This window comes from Marivirga lumbricoides (genome assembly GCF_014636295.1).
GTDB lineage: Bacteria > Bacteroidota > Bacteroidia > Cytophagales > Cyclobacteriaceae > Marivirga > Marivirga lumbricoides.
Map to the genome: position 1 here is coordinate 440,687 of NZ_BMEC01000001.1, position 20,953 is coordinate 461,639.

Annotated in this window: 13 protein-coding genes; 2 read left to right on the plus strand and 11 right to left on the minus strand. The window is 38.8% G+C overall.

Annotated features, from left to right (window positions below; all coding sequences use genetic code 11):
• Positions 1 to 54 precede the first annotated feature (54 nt).
• Positions 55 to 6,507 carry an FG-GAP-like repeat-containing protein gene (locus IEV85_RS01860; RefSeq protein ID WP_188460098.1) on the plus strand — a complete coding sequence of 2,151 codons (6,453 nt, stop codon included), beginning with the start codon at positions 55 to 57 and terminating at the stop codon, positions 6,505 to 6,507.
• Between the two features lie 842 nt (positions 6,508 to 7,349).
• Here the strand turns inward: IEV85_RS01860 and IEV85_RS01865 are convergent.
• From IEV85_RS01865 to IEV85_RS01875, 3 genes are all read right to left on the minus strand, one after another.
• On the minus strand, positions 7,350 to 7,652 hold the full coding sequence (locus IEV85_RS01865) for an antibiotic biosynthesis monooxygenase (RefSeq protein WP_188460099.1): 303 nt from the start codon (positions 7,650 to 7,652) through the stop codon (positions 7,350 to 7,352).
• Between the two features lie 9 nt (positions 7,653 to 7,661).
• Entirely contained in the window at positions 7,662 to 8,069 is a 408-nt protein-coding gene (locus IEV85_RS01870) for a GNAT family N-acetyltransferase (RefSeq protein WP_188460100.1), read from the minus strand.
• 183 nt (positions 8,070 to 8,252) lie between these two features.
• Positions 8,253 to 8,783, minus strand: coding sequence for a hypothetical protein (locus tag IEV85_RS01875; protein ID WP_188460101.1), 531 nt, complete (start codon positions 8,781 to 8,783; stop codon positions 8,253 to 8,255).
• 409 nt (positions 8,784 to 9,192) lie between these two features.
• On the opposite strand from IEV85_RS01875, the gene IEV85_RS01880 reads away from it, so the two are divergent.
• Positions 9,193 to 10,839: a UxaA family hydrolase gene (locus tag IEV85_RS01880; protein ID WP_188460102.1), complete on the plus strand. Its 1,647-nt coding sequence runs from the start codon at positions 9,193 to 9,195 to the stop codon at positions 10,837 to 10,839.
• A 14-nt stretch (positions 10,840 to 10,853) separates the two neighbouring features.
• Here the strand turns inward: IEV85_RS01880 and IEV85_RS01885 are convergent, their stop codons facing one another.
• The 8 genes from IEV85_RS01885 to IEV85_RS01920 all read right to left on the minus strand — a co-directional run bounded on the left by IEV85_RS01885 (position 10,854) and on the right by IEV85_RS01920 (position 20,950).
• Complete coding sequence (locus IEV85_RS01885) at positions 10,854 to 11,240, minus strand: VOC family protein (protein ID WP_188460103.1); 387 nt, start codon at positions 11,238 to 11,240, stop codon at positions 10,854 to 10,856.
• Between the two features lie 243 nt (positions 11,241 to 11,483).
• Positions 11,484 to 12,437 (minus strand): alpha/beta hydrolase, encoded by a 954-nt coding sequence (locus IEV85_RS01890; RefSeq protein WP_188460104.1) that lies wholly within the window; start codon positions 12,435 to 12,437, stop codon positions 11,484 to 11,486.
• Positions 12,437 to 13,486, minus strand: a complete 1,050-nt coding sequence (locus IEV85_RS01895; RefSeq protein ID WP_188460105.1) for an oxidoreductase — start codon at positions 13,484 to 13,486, stop codon at positions 12,437 to 12,439. The genes IEV85_RS01890 and IEV85_RS01895 overlap by 1 nt, the downstream gene beginning before the upstream one ends.
• Positions 13,487 to 13,604: 118 nt before the next feature.
• The gene (locus tag IEV85_RS01900; RefSeq protein WP_188460106.1) at positions 13,605 to 16,067 is read right to left on the minus strand and encodes a glycosyl hydrolase family 95 catalytic domain-containing protein; all 2,463 of its coding nucleotides are present in this window, start codon (positions 16,065 to 16,067) and stop codon (positions 13,605 to 13,607) included.
• Positions 16,068 to 16,071: 4 nt separating this feature from the next.
• Complete coding sequence (locus IEV85_RS01905) at positions 16,072 to 16,884, minus strand: rhamnogalacturonan acetylesterase (RefSeq protein ID WP_188460107.1); 813 nt, start codon at positions 16,882 to 16,884, stop codon at positions 16,072 to 16,074.
• A gap of 3 nt (positions 16,885 to 16,887) precedes the next feature.
• Complete coding sequence (locus tag IEV85_RS01910; protein ID WP_188460108.1) at positions 16,888 to 18,399, minus strand: right-handed parallel beta-helix repeat-containing protein; 1,512 nt, start codon at positions 18,397 to 18,399, stop codon at positions 16,888 to 16,890.
• A complete protein-coding gene (locus IEV85_RS01915; RefSeq protein ID WP_188460109.1) occupies positions 18,396 to 19,139 on the minus strand; it encodes a rhamnogalacturonan acetylesterase in 744 nt (247 codons plus the stop codon). The genes IEV85_RS01910 and IEV85_RS01915 overlap by 4 nt, the downstream gene beginning before the upstream one ends.
• A gap of 113 nt (positions 19,140 to 19,252) precedes the next feature.
• Positions 19,253 to 20,950, minus strand: a complete 1,698-nt coding sequence (locus tag IEV85_RS01920) for a glycoside hydrolase family 28 protein (protein WP_229712467.1) — start codon at positions 20,948 to 20,950, stop codon at positions 19,253 to 19,255.
• Between the last annotated feature and the right edge of the window lie 3 nt (positions 20,951 to 20,953).

The window sequence follows — 20,953 nt, forward strand, 5'->3', positions numbered from 1 at the left end:
ATAAAAAAGGCATAGTGTTTAGACTTGTTCTTCCGATATAAAACCCGAAAGACAATGCACAAGTATCTATTTTTACCTCTTATTAGTCTATTCTTAGTGATCAGCACTGAGCTACGTGCACAAGTAAATATTACTTCAAGTCCACAGGCAGAAGTCAACATCGGAGTCAGTGCCGGAAGTTATCAAATCAACATTGAAAATACTTCTGAAGCAATACTACAGGAAACAAATATCGTTATTTCATTACCTGAAGGAATGCAATATGTAGTGGGCAGTCTTCAGGAAACCAGTAATTTTCAAGTGGCTATTGCTGATGCAAGCAACCTTAGCCAGATCACTTTGCAAGCGGCAGATTTGCCAGCAGGAGAAAGCTACCAATTAAGCATTCAATATAGTGGAAGCTGCGAAGCTGTTGCTCACCAATGGGAAGGTAATATTTTTAGAAATATTGTCAGTCTCCAATCTTCATTAGGTAATTTTAACCATACTTCATCGGCTTATAATATTTTATATCCTTCTTTAAGCATTACAAGAATAACTTCTAAGAATAAATCTATTGCCAATAAAGAAAGCTACGTACGAAAAATCACTATCGTGAATGGTGGTAATGGGGGCATTAATCAATTCTTTTTATCAGATGATCACTTGGCGGGCTTGCAAATAACAAACGTAAATGTAGGTCAATTAACAGGTGATTCCTTACTGAGTTTATCCGCTACTGATTTCAGTACTATTGGCAATGGAGATGGCATTTTTGACAGCAATGAAAGCATAGTAATCGAAGAAACTGTATATGCAGAAAGCTGTTCAGATGTTACTTATACCTCTGAAATATCAGCTTTTTGGCTATTAGATGAAAGCATCTGCCAAACTACTACAAGCTACGCCAACACTTATGTTGATTATATAGCTCCTAATTTAAATCAAACAGCTACACCTTCCTTTAATACATGCTATAGCGATTCACCCAGTCAACAAATATTAAAGGTAACAAATACCACCGGAGCTATTGCCAGGAATCTTAGTGTGGAAATTTTCAATGCGAGCAATGCAGATTATGACCCTACTTTATATTCTAAAATCGATGTCAACAGCATAACTTATAAAATAGGCGAAAATGGAGCTTTAAAGTCAATCACTCCATCTGCCACCCTATTAAGTAGTACTGGCGGAAATTACAGCTGTTTAGGGGCCAACGCAGTGGGCGGTGTTACTTTGGATTTGCCAGATGTTGGTGCCAATGAAGAAGTTTACATCTATTGGAACACCTTACACTGCTGTATCAACTCGTGCATAGGCGCAAAGCTGGGAGGTTGGAAAAGTAGAGTTGTTTATGAGGACAATTGTGGAAAAACTTTTGAAAACACTATTAAAGGACAAGATCCGGTACAAGCCAGCATGAGCTTTTTTACTGAAACACCTGCCCATATCAGCGATGGTCAGAAGAAAACTTTCAACTTCTTGGTATCTGGTCATAAAAACACTTATCCTGCTGCAGAAGGAGCTTATTATGAAGTATTATTTCAATTACCTGCAGGTTTAGTTTATGAGGGAATGGCTGATGACCTTTTATGGTCAAGCAGTCCTAATGTATGGACACCCAATTCCATTATATATAATGCTGTAAATAATACACTTACAGCACAATTTCCTTATCCTGCTAATTTTGACTTACCAAAAACGGAAATCAGCCTGAAGTTAAAAGCAAGCTGTGCCAATGCTAATGGGCAGGGCGGTGCACAAAATATTCAAATGTCAGTTAATTTTATTGCTGATCCTGGTTGCGAAAGTATTTGTGCAGTAGCATTAGCATGTTCACAAACAGTAAGCACTACACTGATATGCCCCAATGAATGTGAAGAAGGAATGGCCTTTCAGAATTTCACCATTGAACGAACAAGCTTTGGTAAGCCAGATAACAATGGTGATGGTTATGCAGATGCATCAGCTACGTTGGATTTTAGTAAAGTAAAGACCAATAGGGTAATGACCAATGATACTATCAAAGCAGTATTTTATGGCAAGGTGAAAGCATCAGGGCAGCATCCCAGCTGGCAATATGGCTATGCCCAATCTACTATTGAACTGGGAAGTTACTTAACACCAATTTCCGCAGAAGTGCAAATCTTTGATGCCAGTGCCAACACACAGCTTTATGCCAACAATGTAGACTTAAAGCAAACCAAAGCGGGCGAAACAGCTATTTTTGATATGGATTTTAGTGTTGCTACGCTTGTGTTCAATGGAAATTTACACTTAGGTGGGTTCCGGTATGAAGATGAAGATCTCGTTGAATTAACAGTTTACTACACTCTAAGCACGAATTTAGGTGGAAGAATAAAAGAAGTGGAAGTGAATAACGCTTTTTACCTCAGCGATGTGGAGCGACCAGCTTCATCAGCTAATAAATTCCAATGTGGCTTCTACGATGAAAGAATTACCTTAATGGGGCACTATTTTTATACTGATAAAGGTACTTATACGACCATCTCAAGCTGTAGTCAGTACATAGATCAGTGGTTTTACCTAAGTATTGGCGATTGTTGTTCAAACTATAATGGAGGTAATTTATTTCCTTATGAGTACAGAAACTGGTCATGGATGAAGGAAGCAAAGGTGACTATTCCTGAAGGCTATGAAGTGGGCGATATCCGCATGCAACAGTGGGCAACCATGGCTACTAATACCCATATTTTTCAACAAGCCACCAACTTAAATCCTGATAGCCGGAATGGTCAGGAACTTTATTTTGATTTAGCCCAATATTATGAGCAAAATGGCGGAAGCATTCATCCGAGTGATGATGGTTTCAAAGGTAGGTTAAGGGTACAATTGTTACCCACTTGTGAGGTTCCTACTACTGGTTATACAGATGTTCATTGGGCTTTCGCTTTCAATAAAGCAGAGCGTTTAGAAGGAGGAATTGCTACTGATTGGATGTCCGAACAGCCCGATAAAGTGAAGTTCTCACCTGCAGCATTAAGGATAACTCCACTTAATCCTAAAGAAGATGGGCTAGGTAAAACAGTTACCTGGACAGTTAAAATAGAAAACACAGCTAATAATGCACAGGCAGGCAACGCCTGGATACATTTGAATTCTGCAAGTGGAAGCATCCAGGTAAAAGAAGTGAAAGACGCAGCTACTGACCAGGTAATTAGTTTAACAGGAGATATTTATCGCATAGGTGAAATAGGTGTTGGCGCTACAAAAACCTATGAAATCACCGCTAGCTATTCGGCCTGTAATATGGAGAGTATAAAGATTTATTCCGGTTATGAATGTGCAGGCTATCCGGAGAACTTCGCAGATTTTACTTGCCCTTATACACAATCAAGTTTAAGTGTAGAACCTAAGCCAGCTCAGTATCAGGTACGGATAAAAAGTGAATTTGCAGCAGAAACTTGTTCTAACGACATGATGGTAACTGTAGAGGTTCGCTCAGTGCAATTAGCGGCTGTAGATAGCTTAAAAATCAATTTCTTTACACCAGAAAGTGGCAGTATTAGCTATTTGGCTAATAGCAGTGAGTTGCTTTATAATTTAAACGACAGTTACAGAATAGTAGCGGAACCTAATCAGGTTGACAATAAGTACAGCTATGAGCTGGCAAGCTTAGATACAAATATTGGAGAAAATGGACTTCCAGGCGTACTAGACTTAGAAAACAATACCTTGAAGCTAAAGTTTTGGGTTCAGCTGAATCCGAATTTCAGAGCAGGAGAATATTTACAGGTGAACGTACAAGGACAGGCAACTTGTGGCTTAAGCTTACCGGAAATTAATTTGGCTGTTGACCCAAGCATTCAATTTGAAAAAGATACCCACTCAGGATTATCTGGTGGAGCTAGCAATAGCTGGGCCGCTAGCTGGGGAGACTATGACAATGATGGTTATGAAGATTTATTTGTTCCGGAATATGATGCCGGAAAAGCTAGCAAGCTTTACCATAACAATGGAGACGGCACTTTTACAATCGCCTCAACCATCATCAATAGTGACTTAACCTCTGCAACTACTGCTACCTGGGGTGATTATGATAATGATGGTCATTTAGATTTATACGTAGCCACCAATGTGGGAAGCCCGGGACTTTTGTACCACAACAACGGCAATGGAAGTTTTACTAAAATTACCAGTGGTGACATTGCTACGGATCAAGGTTACGACCATAGTGCCAGCTGGGTAGATTACGATAACGATGGTTATTTAGACCTCTTCGTGTTGGATATGGTTCAAACAAAATTCAATAGGCTATACCATAATAATGGGGATGGCACTTTTACAAAAATAGCAGATGCATCAATCGCAACAGCGATTTCAAGTTCGTTTGGTGCTACCTGGTCAGATTATGATAATGATGGTGATATGGACGTTTTTATCCCGAACAGAGAGCAGGAGAACTTCTTATATAGAAATGAAGGAGCTGGCGAGTTTACACGTATTACCGAAGGTATCATTGTGAATGAAAATTTAGGCTCTGTAGGTGCCAGCTGGGGAGATTATGACAATGATGGCGACATGGATTTATTTGTTGCCAACCCGGGAACCAAGTACAATACACTATACAATAATCAGGGCAATGGTAGTTTTATAAAGATTACTAACTCTCCTATTACAAGTGACAAAGGCAATACACATGGTAGTGCCTGGGTAGATTTGGACAACGATGGCGACCTGGACTTATATGTAACAAATGATGCCGGTGAAGGTAACTTTTTATACATGAACAATGGAGATGGAAGCTTCCAAAAAATTGAAAATGATCTGACAGAAACACCTCAAAAATCATTCGGAACAGCAGTTGCCGATTACGACAATGATGGTGATTTAGATATTTTTGTAGCCAACCACTCTGGTGAAGCTAATCAGTTATACATCAACAGTAGGGGGAGGTGTAACCAATCGATCTGCATGACCTTGATCGGTACCGTATCCAACAAAAGTGCTATTGGTGCGAAAGTAAAAATGAGAGCCACTATTAATGGTGAAACGGTTTGGCAGATGAGAGAAGTAAGCGCACAAACAGGCGGAGGTATAGGCTCACAAAATTCACTTAAAGTTTTCTTTGGATTAGGTGATGCCACACAAGCGGAAGAAGTAATCATAGAATGGCCATCAGGTATTATTCAGAAAATAAGTAATTTATCTGCTGGCACATGTACCGAAATTGGTGAAGCAGAAGCAAGTAAAGTAGCAGGTTATGTGTATCATGATGCCAATGGAAACTGTACGCAAGATGCAGGTGAGTTAGGTATTCCGCATCAAACTATAACAATTTCGGGAGAAACAACTTATCAATTAAGGACTGATGAAAACGGTTATTACGAGGTTTATCTTGGTAATGGAAGCTATCAGTTAAATGCTAATTTAAACGCTGGATGGAGCAATTGTAATGCTTCAGGTTATACTACTCAATTGACTGCTTCAGGACAAGATAAAAGTTTAAACTTCGGTGCCACATCCGCCTGTAATCAGCCGGACTTATCTATCAATGCAGGTACTACTGTATTGCATAAGGGATTTGAAAATGTTTTTGTAATCACTTATGAAAATATGGGTACAGTAACTGCTGAGGGAGTGAATTTATTAACTACTCTTCCAACCGAGGTAGAAATAGTAGAGAGTGAACATGAATACATAAATCTGGGAAATGGCACTTATAGTTGGAATTTACCTGATTTGGAGTCTTTCAAGAAGCATACTTTTAAACTCACCACAAGGACTTTATTAGGAGCTACCATAGGAAATATTCTAAACACACAGTTCGAAATAAGTACTTCAAATGGTGAGTGCAATAGCGCAGATAACAGCTATCAGGATCAAACAGAAGTGGTTGGCGCCATTGACCCCAACGATTTATGGGTTTCTAAAACAGCTATTGATCAATTAAATGAGCCACTAGAGTACCTCATTCGCTTTCAAAATGTAGGTAATTATCCTGCCACTTTTGTAAAGGTAGTGGATCAATTAAGCAGTCAATTGGATATGTCAAGCTTAGCAATAGTAAGCACTAGCCATGAAGTGACAGAGTTTTATGTAGAAGGAAATACTATCTCATGGAAGTTTGATCAAATTCACTTGCCTGATAGCACTAGAGACGAAGCAGGAAGTCACGGATATATTAGATTTCGCGTTAAACCTAAAACTACTTTAAGCCATAGGGACATCATTGAGAATCAGGTGAAAATCATTTTTGATTTTGAAATGCCGATCTACACAAATATTGTAAGCACTATATACTTTGATCCTGCACAAAGGAGAGTCAATGTGTATCCTAACCCAATCAATGCAGAGCATGAAAAACTCAATTTTTCGGGAGATATGATGTATCCTTTTAACTTCAGTATTTATAATAGTTTGGGAGTCAAAATTGCTGAAAAATTAGGCCATGAGCGATCCAGCTTAGACATTAGTCAGTTTGGAATTGAAGCTGGTATGTATTTGTATCGTGTCCACGATGACAACGGTTTATTACTAAAAGTAGGAAGATTAGTAGTTCAGTAAAAAGGAGGCTATCAAGCTACAAAGCAAGGAGCTTCATCAACTGCTTCACTCTTGCTAATTAGGCTACTCATGGAAAATGAAATTGAACTCAAAAACCAGATATACTGACCTTAATAAGTGTTTCTTAAACTTTAAAACTAAGTATAAAACCTCAAAAAAAGAGAAGTTTTACTAAATATTGAGGTTTCAATTACACTTTAAGGTATTTTAAACAAAATTTTATTCTTTATCTTTTTGCTACTATATAACAAGACTTGATTTCCTTCAATGGAAAACTAACTATTCTATCTCGAAAAACACCCCTGTAGTCCCCTCTAGGGCAACACCCCTATAATCCCCTCAAGGGGATAGCCTCACAGATGTAAGTAAGCAGAATACATCAGCTTTAGCTCTATTTTCTAATATAGCAAAAGTCCTGTTATCTCATTTGAAGTTCAGTTCCAATAACTGCGATGACTTGATCAAAAAGATACAAAAAATCAAGATCCGTCAGCTGACGGACTACCACGCTACAATTCAACGCACTCCCCGCATTTTTGTCGACCAGCCCGCTCGGTTTTACAAACATTATTTGGTTATCGAACAGTGTAGTATTTATCATGAGCACCCTAATTATTAGAAGTTACTTTATTGATGATTTATAATGAACAAGCCAAACAGATTGTTTTAACTGAGGATTTTTTTCACCAGTTTCGACAATCTGTTTGGCATTTAAGGTAAGTGATATGTTTCTCCAAAATCAGATAGTTTAAAATCAGACAGATTTTATGAATTTAAACTGTAATGAAAAAGAGCGAATTGGCAGAGAGGTAGTGAATTGGAGATGGGAGGTTACCACTGGCTTATTCAGCAAATACTTCATAATGCATTATATTTCCGGGAAAGTCCACTAAATACTTTTCATCCTCATTGTAAGCTACAGCCTCTTCCAGATTCGGTCCCGTGAATTTTTTTATGGAATCCATATCCGTCCAAAAGGTCAATAACTTGAAGTAGGTGAATTCATTATCAGAACGTTTAAGAAAGGTTAGTTTTATCAACCCATCTGTTTTTCTATAATTAGGTATATCTCGCTCCTCAATAATTTCAGTATACGTTTCCGAATGTTCATTTCTGGTTTTTCCTTCCCAAACTCTTGCTGTCATAATAATTATTTAGTGTTCATTCCCTTTGTAAATCCACATGGGCATGGTTTCTCCGGCTTTTTCAAAACCGACCTTTTTGTAAAAATCTATGGCCTTTCCATCAGCAGTCAACATTTGCATATGAAAATTTTTATATTTCTCCTGAAGCTTATTCACTATCATATGCCCGATTCCTTTTCCCTGATATTCCGGGTGAATCAGTAGGTGCGGATAATAAACGACTAAATAACCATCGGATATTGCATTTCCAAGGCCTACTAATTTTTCCCTATCCCAAGCCGTAATCAATGAGTGAGAATTCAATAAAGCATTTCTTAATTCAGTAGGTTTATCAGCTGCACTCCATCCATTAGCCTTGTATAACTCAATAATTTGATCTGTGTCAATTTCCTTTATTTCTGAAAGTCTAATTTTCATTTTTTTCGGTTTGTGTATAATGCAGAGATAAAGTGAATTTGGCACACTTAGCTGACTAATTTAACGAAGCCAAACCATAAATTCAAAATTAGGAATGAAATAACAGTAGAATTAAATAAAAATGAAAGTACTACACCAATCCCACACTTTTAACCTTGAATAGTTTACCAGATGTTAGGGGTATTACTTTATTCTTTCCACAGTTAATTTATTAATTCTTGGTTGGAGAAACCAAATCCCTACTGGCCAAAGGAAAAAGAATAAAAATTCTGCTTGTTGCTTAAAATCCGATGTATTCTTTCCTTCAGCTTTTCTAAGCGCTACTGCTAACTCGTCCGCTACATAAATATAAGAAAAAACAAAATAGACACTAAGTCCAATGACTATAGCACCATTTCCTAGTTGAAAATCTAATATTAAAAGAACATAAAAAAGAAGCAGGTAAAAACAATTGAATACAAAGTACCAGTTTGTTTTTTCTTTCGCTAGTTGCCTTAAAGTATCGCCAATAAATAGAAAGTAGGTAGAAACAAAAACAAAAATTCCAGCAATTAGCAAGTCAGCTAAAAACTTATCTACAATTAGTTGGCTAGCAACTAGTAGAATAAGGATAAAGCTGAAAATATGCCAGTTCTTAAGTCTATTCATTCCTGCTTTTTTATTGTACGCAACATCAATATACCAACAATGCTGATATGTTTTATCAGCAAACAACTGTTATCATCTATATATAATTTTTACCATCCCGATAAAAATTTACACCGCTCTTATCGCTTACTCAATTCAAAGCTATTAACATAACTTTTTCCAAAATTGAATCCTAATACTTCACCAGAAAAGCAATGAAAAACAGCTATAAGTGAGGAACACAATCCGATTGGAAATCAATGGTTAATGCAGGTTCTCTCTCTATACAAAATCTACTTTGAACAACTCACATAGAGGAAAAAGAGGGCGTTTTCAATATTTCTTAAGACACTCAACTGGAAATTCGATCTATTGAAGTACATAATTAGTGCAATCGTTTACACAAATCTATAATAAATCACATACATATATAGCGTAATTAATAAATTATACGTAATTTTATATTGAACAAAGGATTGTACAAATCTAGCTCTATATGCGACAAAAAGTATTACAACTACACCCTGACGACAATGTACTGGTTGCTTTAACTAACCTAGAAGCCGGTGAAAATATTCAATATAATGGCTTTCACATCACTATGAAAAATGATGTGCCAGCAAAGCATAAATTCTCCATTTACGACCTAAAGCCGGAGGAATCAGTGAAAATGTATGGTGTATTAGTAGGTAAAGCACTCTCCCCTATTGCTTCAGGAGCTGCCTTAACCACAGAAAATATAAAACACAGCGCCTCCAGCTTTGAGGCCAAAACTCAAACCAGAGAATGGACTTCCCCAGATATTAGCCGTTTTAAAAACAGGACTTTTAATGGGTTCCACCGGCCGGATGGACAAGTGGGCACCGCCAATTACTGGCTGGTCATTCCATTGGTTTTTTGTGAAAACAGAAATGTAAACATTATTAAAGATGCCTTTTTAGAAGAATTAGGCTTTGCAAAAAGAAATAGCTATAAAGATTATGTACATGAAATGGCCGAGCTCTATAAAAAAGGAGATACAGAGGCTATCAGTCAACTCAATTTTTCAGAGCAGCTAGATAAAGGGAAATCCAAATTATTTAAAAATATTGATGGCATTAAGTTCTTAACCCACGAAGGTGGTTGCGGTGGAATAAGACAGGATTCTGAAATGCTTTGCGGTTTAATTGCCGGCTACATTAACAATCCTAATGTAGCGGGAGCTACTATTTTAAGTTTAGGCTGTCAGAATGCCCAAATATCTTTATTGGAGGAGAAGCTGAATAAAGTAAATCCTGATTTTAAAAAGCCACTCTACATTTTGGAGCAGCAAAAAGAAGGTACCGAAAAGGAAATGTTGCTAAAAGCAATTCAGCAGACTTTTCTGGGGCTGGTGGAAGCCAACAAACAAGAGCGAAAACCTACCGGCCTGGATAAACTGGTTATTGGTATGGAATGTGGCGGATCCGATGGATTTTCAGGAATTTCGGCTAATCCAGCAGTTGGGCAGGTGTCTGACTTAATAGTTACTTTAGGAGGGAAAACTATTCTTTCTGAATTCCCCGAATTGTGTGGCGTTGAGCAAGAACTGATCAACCGTTGTAAAGATGATGCCACATCAGAGAAATTCATTCACCTGATGCGTGCTTATGCCAAATCGGCTGAGGCAGTTGGCTCTGGCTTTGACATGAACCCTAGTCCCGGTAACATCAAAGACGGCTTAATAACAGATGCCATGAAATCTGCCGGAGCAGCCAAAAAAGGTGGCACTTCACCTGTAGCTGATGTTTTGGATTATACTGAGTATGCACAAAAGCCGGGTTTAAATTTATTATGCACACCTGGGAATGATGTAGAAAGCACAACAGGAATGGCTGGCTCAGGCGCTTCAATTATACTTTTCACAACAGGGTTGGGCACACCAACAGGCAACCCAATTACCCCGGTTGTAAAATTATCCTCTAATACCAGTTTAGCAGAAAGAATGCCTGATATTATTGATATTGACACCGGTAGTATTATTTCAGGTGAATCTACTATCGAAGAACTGGGCGCTGATATTCTTGATTTTATCATTGAAGTGGCCAGCGGTGAAAGAACTACCAAAGCGATGGATTTAGGACAAGATGATTTTATCCCGTGGAAAAGAGGGGTTTCTTTGTAATTAGCAGATCTAACTTATTGAAGCATAGGCTTTCCTCTTTTACAGAGCTGGATCGCTAATCCCCAGGGATCGCGTAGCATAATCAGGTGCGATCCATCTCCCAATCTATCATTGCTGACTTCCACAGCACCGGCAGTCAGTAATCTTTCTTTATCCCGATCAGGGTTTTCAGAAACAAAGGCCAAATGAACTATGAGAGGATGTTGTTGCGCGTAATCAGGAATAGCTGCTTTATCATTATTATAGATTTCAATCATCATTTGCCCGCTGGTGTCTGCCAGAAAAGTGGTATAGGGACTTTGTTCCTGCTGCCTTACAACTGTCATTCCTAAGTTATCTACATACCATTGCGTCATGGCCAATGGTTCTTTTACATTGAGGGCGAAGTGCTCTAGTTTCATTAGAAATAATATGAGATTAATTGTATCAACTGACTTTTAATTATTCTATTTTATCTGCTTTCTTCTCGCAGATCAAATATTGATAAGTTCAATTTGGTGCTTTCTTGGTTTAACACGATAGGTTAAAATTGTATATTTCATAATCATCACCGATCGGTATGACAATTTTTATGCTTATTTCAATAACTTTTCACCAAAGTAACGAGTTTCAATCAATTTTTTGTTCTCAGATTTTCACTAAACTTATTTCAACACCTTATCTAAAAACTTCACAGTGAACTCATATGTGGGCTCAAACCACGGATGCACCAGCCAAAATGAATGTGGAGAACCTTCCAGGGTATGAACTTCACTATAAATATGATACTTGTCCAGTAGTTTGACCATGTCATCCCGGCCGGCATGGAAACGAGGTTGGGAACTGTTAATGAATAAGGTAGGTGGTGTGTTTCCATTTACATATTCAAGTGGAGAAGCTTCCTGCCAGACCTCAGGCACTTCATCTTTATAGCCTCCCAACCATTTAGCAGCGTATTCGCCCTCTGAGGAAGCTTCCGGATGTATGAAGGAAACTATGCCATCAATATTTACAATTGCCTGAACGCTGGTAGCCTGATCAGTAACACCGATACTTCCCTCCCATTTTTCTAAATCACCTGTAGTGCCTAGCAAAGTAGCCAATTGAGCACCAGCAGAACAGCCCAGAACAGCAATTTTTGCTTGATTGAGACTATATTTCTCTGAATTAGTGCGCATCCAGCGAATAGCCGCCTTAAGATCATGCATTGCTGCAGGATATTGTGCTTCAGGGCTTAAACGATAATCCGCTACCACTGCCACATAGCCTGCAGCTGCCAATTTTTGCGCCATCGGAATTTGATTGGCTTTTTCCCCTGAACTCCATCCTCCTCCATAAATTAGTAATACACCAGGATAACCTTTTTCCGATGATCTTTTAGGATAAAAAATATCAAGCGTAAGATCACGGCCAATATCTGCATATACTACCTCCTTCTCTACCTGTATTCCTCCCAATTTCAGAGGTTGAATTGGAGTGACATGAGGGTGGTTCTTCTTAATCTTTAAATAGGCGCTCCTGATATTATAGCTTGTATCACGCGGGTAATCATACTGGGCATGAAGCAAGTTTACAGTAGACAAAATCAATACAAAGGATAGTAGAATTCTAACAGCCATTACTTAAATGGAATAGTTCGCTTTTCTTTAGCACTCTGCATAGCAAATTCAATCACCTTAATACCATCTCTGGAATGTTCAGCACGCACAGCTAATTCTTCCCTTCCATTGATGGCTGCCTCTACATTTTTATAGAATGATGTGTAGTGACCTTTTTCACTTTGAATAGTCTTCCTTCCCTCTTTCACTGTATTTAATACTCCCCATATCTCCTCTGGTTCCTCTCCCCAATTCGGATCAGAAAGTGGCATTTTTGCTTCATTTAAGGCCGCCTCCTGAACATCCATTCCATACTTCACAAAAGCACCTTCAGTGCCGGAAACGATATATTTGGGCAGAGGCTCTTTCACCAACATCCCGGATTTCAAGGTGACTTTAAACTTCCCGTATTCCAGCATCATAGAAAAATAATCAGGTATTTCGCTATTATCTCTTTGTACTCTTATGTCAGCCGTAATACTCTCCGGATGGCCAAAAAGCACTAAAGACTGGTCGATTAAATGCGAACCTAAATCATAGAGCAATCCGGTGCCCAACGAACCTTCTTCCTTCCATGAATTAGGCCTGATGTCATTACGAAATCGATCAAAATGTGCTTCATACTCAACTATTCTACCTAATTTACCTGAATCAATCACTTTTTGTACCGTAAGGAAATCACTATCCCAACGCCTGTTCTGGTAAACAGAAAGCACTTTATTCTTGTCTTTTGCGATATTGATCAATTCCTGCGCCTCTTCTGAGGTAACCGTAACAGGCTTATCGACCACTACATGCTTTCCGGCTAAAAGTGTCTGTTTGGCTATTTCATAGTGAAATTTGTTTGGGACTGCAATTACTACCAGATCAATTTCAGAATCATTCAGAATAGCTTCAGAACTATCTACAATTTTTGCAAGCGGATAGCGCTCCTTAATGATATCAATATTATCCTGTTTCGTTTCACGGATGATGCTGAGCTCCAAGCCATCTACATGATCAATGAGAGGTGCATGAAAAACACGACCAGCCATTCCGAAACCAATCAATCCTACTTTTATATTACTCATGTCTGTTTTTTTTTCTTAACTAATCAGTCAACTATACCATAAAACCCTGTTTCAATTAAATAGGTTATCATCGGCTAAAACTCTGCGTTTTGTAGCGGAGAAATTAGTTCGCTTTTAGTTATTTCAATTCAAGTATATAAGTTTCCCCTTTTTCTGTTTCCATATCATATACAAAAGTTTCAGGGAGCTTAACCTCCACTATTTGTTCAGGCGCTTTCACAAGAGGCTCTTTAATAGTTGCCTGCGCATAAAACGGATTCGAATTCTCACCTTCCGCTTGCCTAAGAGTTCCCTTTACAAGTTGTAACTTCTTCCCGGATCGGATTCTACAATTTCCTCCTAATTGCGATACTATTTTCACCTTTTTCACTTTCCCTTTCTCCCAATTAATATCAATAATAAATCCTCCCCTAGCTACCAGGCCTTTCACTTCTCCCGCTGGCCACTGGTTTGGCAAGGCTGGTAAAATAAATATTTCACCATCATGACTTTGCAATAACATTTCAGCAATTCCAGAGGTACATCCAAAGTTTCCATCAATTTGAAAGGGCGGGTGCGCATCTAACAGGTTGGCATAAGTACCCCCTCCTTCACCATTTTCCTTATCGGAAGCCGGTGTGAGCTGATCTTCAATCAGCTTAAAAGCTCTGTCACCATCCAAAAGCCTGGCCCAAAGGTTGACCTTCCAGCCCATTGACCAGCCTGTAGACTTATCACCCCTCTGAACAAGAGAGGTTCTGGCCGCACTGAATAAATCAGGGTGGGTAAAAGGAGAAATTTGATTAGAAGGATACAGTCCATACAAGTGAGAAACATGTCTATGCTTATCGGATGGATTATCCCAATCAGTCATCCACTCCTGGAGCTGCCCAAACTTACCAGTTTGCATAGGAGGAAGCTTTTCTAATGCGGATTTTACAGAATCAGCAAAGGTCAAATCTTTTCCTAAAATGCTTGCTGCCTTTATATAATTAGAGAAAACATCAAAAACCAGTTGATTATCCATTGTATTTCCTGCCGCCAGAGAGGTTCCTCCCGGATGCTCATTTTCCGGAGACATAGAAGGCGTAATAACCTGCCAACCATGTTTTGGTTCCTCTTGAAGTACATCTATATAGAATAATGTAGACCCTTTAAGAATAGGGTACACTTTTTCGAGAAATGCTGTATCACCTGTGTATAAATAGTGCTGCCACATGTGCTGAGTTAGCCAGGCGCCACCCATAGGCCACATTCCATAAAATGCACCGTCTATAGGCCCTGTAACCCGCCAGATATCTGTATTATGATGCATATTCCATCCTCTTGCACCGTACATTTCTTTTGCACTTTCCTGACCCATAACGGAAAGATCTTCTATCATAGAAAAAAGAGGCTCATGCATCTCCGGCAGATTGGTTACCTCTGCAGGCCAATAGTTCATTTCTGTATTAATATTCACCGTATATTTACTATCCCAGGGAGGCGACAATTTATCGTTCCAGACACCCTGTAGGTTAGCCGGCTGAGTGCCCGGTTGTGAGCTGCTTATTAGCAAATATCGTCCGTATTGAAAATATAAAGAGACCAATGAAAGGTCATTATCTTTGGCAAATTCTTTCAATCTCTGATCAGTCGGCCGCTCATTTTTATTACTTTGGGGGAAGCTGAGTGAAACTCTATCAAAATATTTTTTATAGTAGGAGCTATGTTCTTCTTTGGCCTTATCAAAATCCTGAGAAACAGCAGCTTTCAATTTACTTTTTGCCTTGCTTTCAGCATCACCTGAAAGGCTATCATACGATATAAAATTAGTACCGATTGAAAGATAGATAGTTATGCTATTGGCTTGTTGAATTTCAATAGTTTCATCTGAGGTAATCACTTTTCCACCATCAGCTACCGGCTGAACAATGCTGTTAAATTTTACCTTCCCTTTTTTATTAGCGACATCTCCCGATGTAGCCAGAAGCCTGATCATATCACCCTCCACTGTAAGATTCTGTTCTTTATGTGGAGTAGTAAGTTTTATTTTACATGAAATGCTTTTGGGCTTACTAGCTGAGAGTCTGACAATGATGACATCATCAGTAAACGAAGAAATGATTTCTCTTTTAAAAGTAACTCCCTCCACATCATAGCTCACTGAAGCAATAGCATTCTTAATATCAAGTTGGCGTCTGTAATTTTTGGAATTTTGATGACCTGGAAATGTAATGTATAAATCTCCCGCTGACTGATAAGGCATGCCATAATTATTATCTGATGGTGCAAATCTCGGTACACGAGTCATCAGCAATGATTCGGCTTCCTTATATTTACCTTCAAAAATGAGTGCTCTTACCTCCGGAAGTAGCTCTTTAAAGCCATCAGGAATATTATTACCGGGTTCTCCTGCCCAAATAGTTTCTTCGTTGAGTTGAAGGTGTTCTTCCTCCAGGCCTCCAAAAACCATTGCACCAAGCCTTCCATTTCCAATAGGGAGCGCTTCGTTCCAATTGTCTGCGGGCCTGTCATACCATAATTTTAATTCATTTTTCTGGCTGAAGCTTGTAGATGCCGAAAGTAAGCATATCAAAAAGATAAAGAGGTACTTGCACATAGCATTATTTTTTCCTACTAACTTTTGTTAGCGCATTAAATACTAATTGAGCAACGGCTTTTGCTCCTTCAGGTTGGAAATGCGTATTATCACTCTGTCCTTCGGGATAGGCTTCATATTTCCCGGCAGGTAAATTCATAAAATAATTCTGACTGACGTACTCTTTACCTTTTTTGCTAAAGGCATCCATTGAAAGCTGATTGAGGTCAATCAGAGGGATTTGAAATTCAGTAGCCACCTCCCTGGCCGCTTCCGGATATTCACCATGTACATTTTCTAAATAACCATCCTTCCATGGATAATTTCTGGCAACTGGTGTAAGCACTATGGGAATAGCTTCTTTTTGAAGCGTCTGGCTAATATAAAGTCTCAAAAACTCTTTATAGCCTTCCACATCCACATAACGTTCTGTCTTGTTTTCTGCAGCATCATTGTGGCCAAACTGCATAATTACTATATCATCTTTTTGCAGCTTTTCATAGACAGCCCGCCATCTCCCTTCCTGAAAAAATGTACGTGTACTTCTACCTCCACGGGCTCTGTCATCAACTACAACTCTGCTACCTTTAATGAATTCAATTTTTTTAATGCTGTCCGAAGACATGAATTCCTGAAAAACCTGTCCCCATCCGGTAATAGGATAGCGGGTTTTCATATAATCCTTACCCTCCTCATAATTATCTGCATAATCAGCCATAGTGGAATCGCCAATAAGATAAACAGTCACAACTTTTTCCTGTGAGAAAAATGCGAACGACACAGACAGAGCCAATAAAATGGCCGTCAATAAAATTCTAAATTTATAAAGTCTGCTCATTTCTTAATTGTTAAATTCAAAAGCCCCTAAATCAGGAGCCACCCCATTAAACTCCAGGCCAACATCCACGCCTTTATCAATCAAATCACTTCCCGCAGTTAAATGCATAAAACCTATATCGGGTAGGCTACCATCGGCTTTTCGTGGCAACAATAATTCATTTACATCAATATTCTCAAAATCTTCTTCTGTCACGGTTAAACTTAATGTCCAATTGTTATTGGTAATATCTTGAGTAGTTGTATTGGTAGATCCGAAATCTCCTAAGGCCAGGCTGTTTTTCAAGATTAACTTTTCAAGCGGATTAGTATTACTGAAATTGTAGTTTCTGCCATTTCCGTAAGCCGAGCAGTTATAGATAGTAACTACTCCTCTATTGCTATTATGATCAAAGCCGTCTACCACATTTTCTATTGCTAAGCAATTGGTGTAAATGGCATTATGCTTTAATAATTTATCATCACTTCCTCCGGTTTTGAAGCCGTTACCATCTCCAGCCCCAACTGTACCATCTTTCATTAAGCCATTCCTGATCGCCCAACAATTTTCATAAGTAGTAGTAATGTTATCTGTACCTCTAAGGTAACCGTCCCAGCCATCGTCCAGGTTATTCCAGGCCCTGCAACCGATGAATTTATTGCCTGTTCCGGCTGTAAGCTTACAGGCAAATCCATCGGCATTTTCAATGGAGGAGTCCGCATTAAAATAAGAGTCACAATTAAGGATTGTATTATTAGAAGCCCCATTATCAATCTGTAAACCTGTATCTGAACACTCAGAAAAGGTGCAAAATTCTATCAGGTTATTATTGCCTTTCACCTGCATGCCATTGTCACCTGCTCTGAAAAAATCTATCCCTTTAATGTGCCAAAAGTCTGCTTCCACTACCATTCCCTGGTTAGAAGAGCTTTCAGACATCGCTGAGAAGTCTAATTTCGGTCTCCCCCCTTCCAAAGCACCCCGCAAAGTAATCATTTGCTCAGCAGTGCCTGAATTAACTATTCTGATTTTACTAAACAATTCATAAGTACCGCCTTGCATTTCGATTACCTCCCCGGCCTGAGCTGCAGAAATTGCAGCCAATAATTCAGCAGAAGTGTTTACAATATAGTCAGCAGAACTTTCTCCACTGCCTCCTCCATCAAATGAAGAAATTTTTAATGTTGTGCTTCCAGTGATGGTAGCTCTATCATTTGCAGTGGCACTAATTGTTACTATACCATTTTTTAAAGCGGTTACTAATCCGCCAGAGGAGACTGCCGCTACGGATGGATCAGAAGAATTCCAGGTAACAGATTTATCATTGGCATTTTCAGGCATAATAGTTACAGTCATCTGCCTTGTAGTTCCTTCAGTAATTTCTTCGCCTGTTACTTCAATGCTTTCAACAAAAACAGTGGGAGCATCCGCTTCCTCTTCCTCACAGGATATCACAAACATAGCAAGAAACACCACACACAAGCTAATAAGAAAATCCTTGACTGTTGATTTAAATATTTTAAGTGAATTGCTCATTTTTTTAAATATTTAGCTAACTCAGGTACTTTTATTTCCAATTCTTCTGCCACTAAATCGCATATTCTAAATGCTCCCCAGGGCGATAAGTGCGTATCATCATTTCTGCCTTCGGGCAAGGAAGCATAGTCACCGGGGGCTATATGTAAGAACAATTGCTTCGATCTTTCCTCACCATAAGTGGAAACCAGCTTGCGGGATTTTTCATGAAGGTCCAATACAGGTACATTTTCTTCTTCCCCCACTGCTTTCACCACTTCAGGATACTTACCGTGCGTATCCACCAGTTGACCATTTGTATCAAATTTTCTTCTTACAATTGGTGTTGCTAAAATTGGAAAAGCTCCTTTGGCACGTGTATCAGCTATGTATTTTTTCAGGTTAGCACGGTATGCCAGCTCCGGATCTGCATAACGCTTGGGGTCTTCCGATTTCTGGTCATTATGGCCGAACTCAATGATCACATAATCACCTGGCTTGATCAATTGGAGCACTTTATCCCACCGACCCTCGTCCATAAAGCTTTTGGTGCTTCTTCCATTCACTGCATGGTTATCTACTTTTATCCCTTCTTTCAGGTAAAGAGGAAAAATCTGGCCCCATCCTTTTTCCGGGTTGCCCCCTTCATTAAAAGGTTTGTCGGAAACAGTAGAATCTGCTACTAAAAAAATGGTAACCTCATCCTTCTGAATTTTGAAGCTAAGAGAAAGCATGGCTAGAAAAAGTGTGAATATTTTCATTGTTTTAGAATAAGTATTGAGATGTGAGATACGAGTATTGAGATAAGTCTCTAACTCCTCTCACATCATCACTATAAATTTATGATTGCCAATCTGGTTTACTACGGTTGGTTTTATTGATATTTTACTGCTTCTGCAGGTACTTCCTTGCTACTTGAGGTATTTTCTTCTCCAAAATTACTATTGTTCACTACGATACCTTTTGATTGACCAAACACACGCAGTGAAGCTTTTTCAGATTCTTTTAAAGTTACATTATCTAATTTCAGATCAGTTCCATTATACACTGTCATAGCAGAGCCTTTATTATGAGCCACTTTTACGTTTTTAAATGAAATCCCATCTGCATCAATTAGTGTAATACCATTTTCAGACTGGAAATTGGCATTTTCCAAATTGATGTTTTTCAACTTCATCTCCGGCAGTCCCTGCATAAAAGCTGCTGTTTCTGAACCGGTTACATTGATATTTTTCATGTAAATATTACGGAAAGATGGGGTTTCTTCCGTTACAGCCACAGCCTCCTCATCTATTTCAGGAGCTTCCTGATCCTCTTCCAGAATGGGTGACTGCCCACCATAAAACAGGTTAAACCTGATCGCATCAGTTGGAATATTGATCATATCTATATCAGATATATAAATATTTTCTACTACGCCTCCTCTTCCTCTTGTACTTTTAAAACGCAAGCCCACATCCGTTCCTATAAAAGTACACCTGGAAACATGTACATTCTTTACACCGCCTGACATTTCACTTCCTACTACAAAACCGCCATGGCCGTGGTACACAATGTTATTTTTAACAATTACATTTTCAGTAGGGACACCACGGTCTCTTCCATCTTTATCCTTTCCGGATTTAATACAAATGGCATCATCCCCCACATCAAAATTATTATTGTATATGAGTGCATTTTTGCAGGATTCCAGATCCAGTCCGTCACCATTTTGTGAGTACCAGGGGTTTCGTACTGTTAAATTACGGATGATAACATCTTCACACATAAGCGGATGAATATTCCATGCGGGAGAGTTTTGAAAGGTAGGCCCATCAAGTAAAACTTTTTTACATTCCACCAGACTCACCATTACTGGTCTTAAAAATTCTTTTACCTCTTCAAATTCCTGCCTGGTTTTAAAAGGAGGTACATTAAAATTCTCCGTTAAAGCATTGGCTTTTTTGTAAGACTCAGAAGGATACCAGGTTTTTTCGTCTTCACTTAAAACTCCTCCAGATTTCACCAAGCTCTTCCATTGGGAAGAAGTCATTTTGCTTTTCTTAACAGGTCTCCAGGCATCACCATTTCCGTCTATAATTCCTGAACCAGTAATGGCAATATTTTCCAGATTTTTGCCCGAAATGGGAGATTGCGTTCTATAGGTGTTTAGTCCTTCAAAACTTGTTTCTACTAAAGGATATAAGCTTTTATCATCACTGAAAATTAATAAAGCGCCTTCTTCCAAATGTAAATTGATATTGCTTTTTAAAGTGATGGGGCCTGTCAACCAAACACCTCTTGGAATCACTACTTTACCTCCGCCCTTTTCTGCCACTTCATTGATAGTTTTATTAATGGCTTCTGTGTTCATAAAAAGTCCGTCTCCTATGGCTTTAAAATCTGTAATGAGCATCCCATTATCAGGAAAGCTTGCTTCCTTTACTTCAGGCATGTCAAATTCCAACCCATCATAAAGGCTGGTTGCCTCATCTTCTTTGATGTCTACTGTTTCTGTGTCTGGTTCATTCTGACAAGCAGCATACAACAGGGTCATAAAAATCAGCGCAATATATTTTGTGTGTGTCTTCATACT

Excerpts from the sequence above, each read along its gene's own strand:
- IEV85_RS01860 (WP_188460098.1), top strand. The coding sequence starts at position 55 with ATGCACAAGTATCTATTTTTACCTCTTATTAGTCTATTCTTAGTGATC.
- IEV85_RS01870 (WP_188460100.1), bottom strand. The coding sequence starts at position 8,069 with ATGAAAATTAGACTTTCAGAAATAAAGGAAATTGACACAGATCAAATT.
- IEV85_RS01890 (WP_188460104.1), bottom strand. The coding sequence starts at position 12,437 with ATGGCTGTTAGAATTCTACTATCCTTTGTATTGATTTTGTCTACTGTA.
- IEV85_RS01865 (WP_188460099.1), bottom strand. The coding sequence starts at position 7,652 with ATGACAGCAAGAGTTTGGGAAGGAAAAACCAGAAATGAACATTCGGAA.
- IEV85_RS01880 (WP_188460102.1), top strand. The coding sequence starts at position 9,193 with ATGCGACAAAAAGTATTACAACTACACCCTGACGACAATGTACTGGTT.
- IEV85_RS01885 (WP_188460103.1), bottom strand. The coding sequence starts at position 11,240 with ATGAAACTAGAGCACTTCGCCCTCAATGTAAAAGAACCATTGGCCATG.
- IEV85_RS01905 (WP_188460107.1), bottom strand. The coding sequence starts at position 16,884 with ATGAGCAGACTTTATAAATTTAGAATTTTATTGACGGCCATTTTATTG.
- IEV85_RS01900 (WP_188460106.1), bottom strand. The coding sequence starts at position 16,067 with ATGTGCAAGTACCTCTTTATCTTTTTGATATGCTTACTTTCGGCATCT.
- IEV85_RS01910 (WP_188460108.1), bottom strand. The coding sequence starts at position 18,399 with ATGAGCAATTCACTTAAAATATTTAAATCAACAGTCAAGGATTTTCTT.
- IEV85_RS01895 (WP_188460105.1), bottom strand. The coding sequence starts at position 13,486 with ATGAGTAATATAAAAGTAGGATTGATTGGTTTCGGAATGGCTGGTCGT.
- IEV85_RS01920 (WP_229712467.1), bottom strand. The coding sequence starts at position 20,950 with ATGAAGACACACACAAAATATATTGCGCTGATTTTTATGACCCTGTTG.
- IEV85_RS01915 (WP_188460109.1), bottom strand. The coding sequence starts at position 19,139 with ATGAAAATATTCACACTTTTTCTAGCCATGCTTTCTCTTAGCTTCAAA.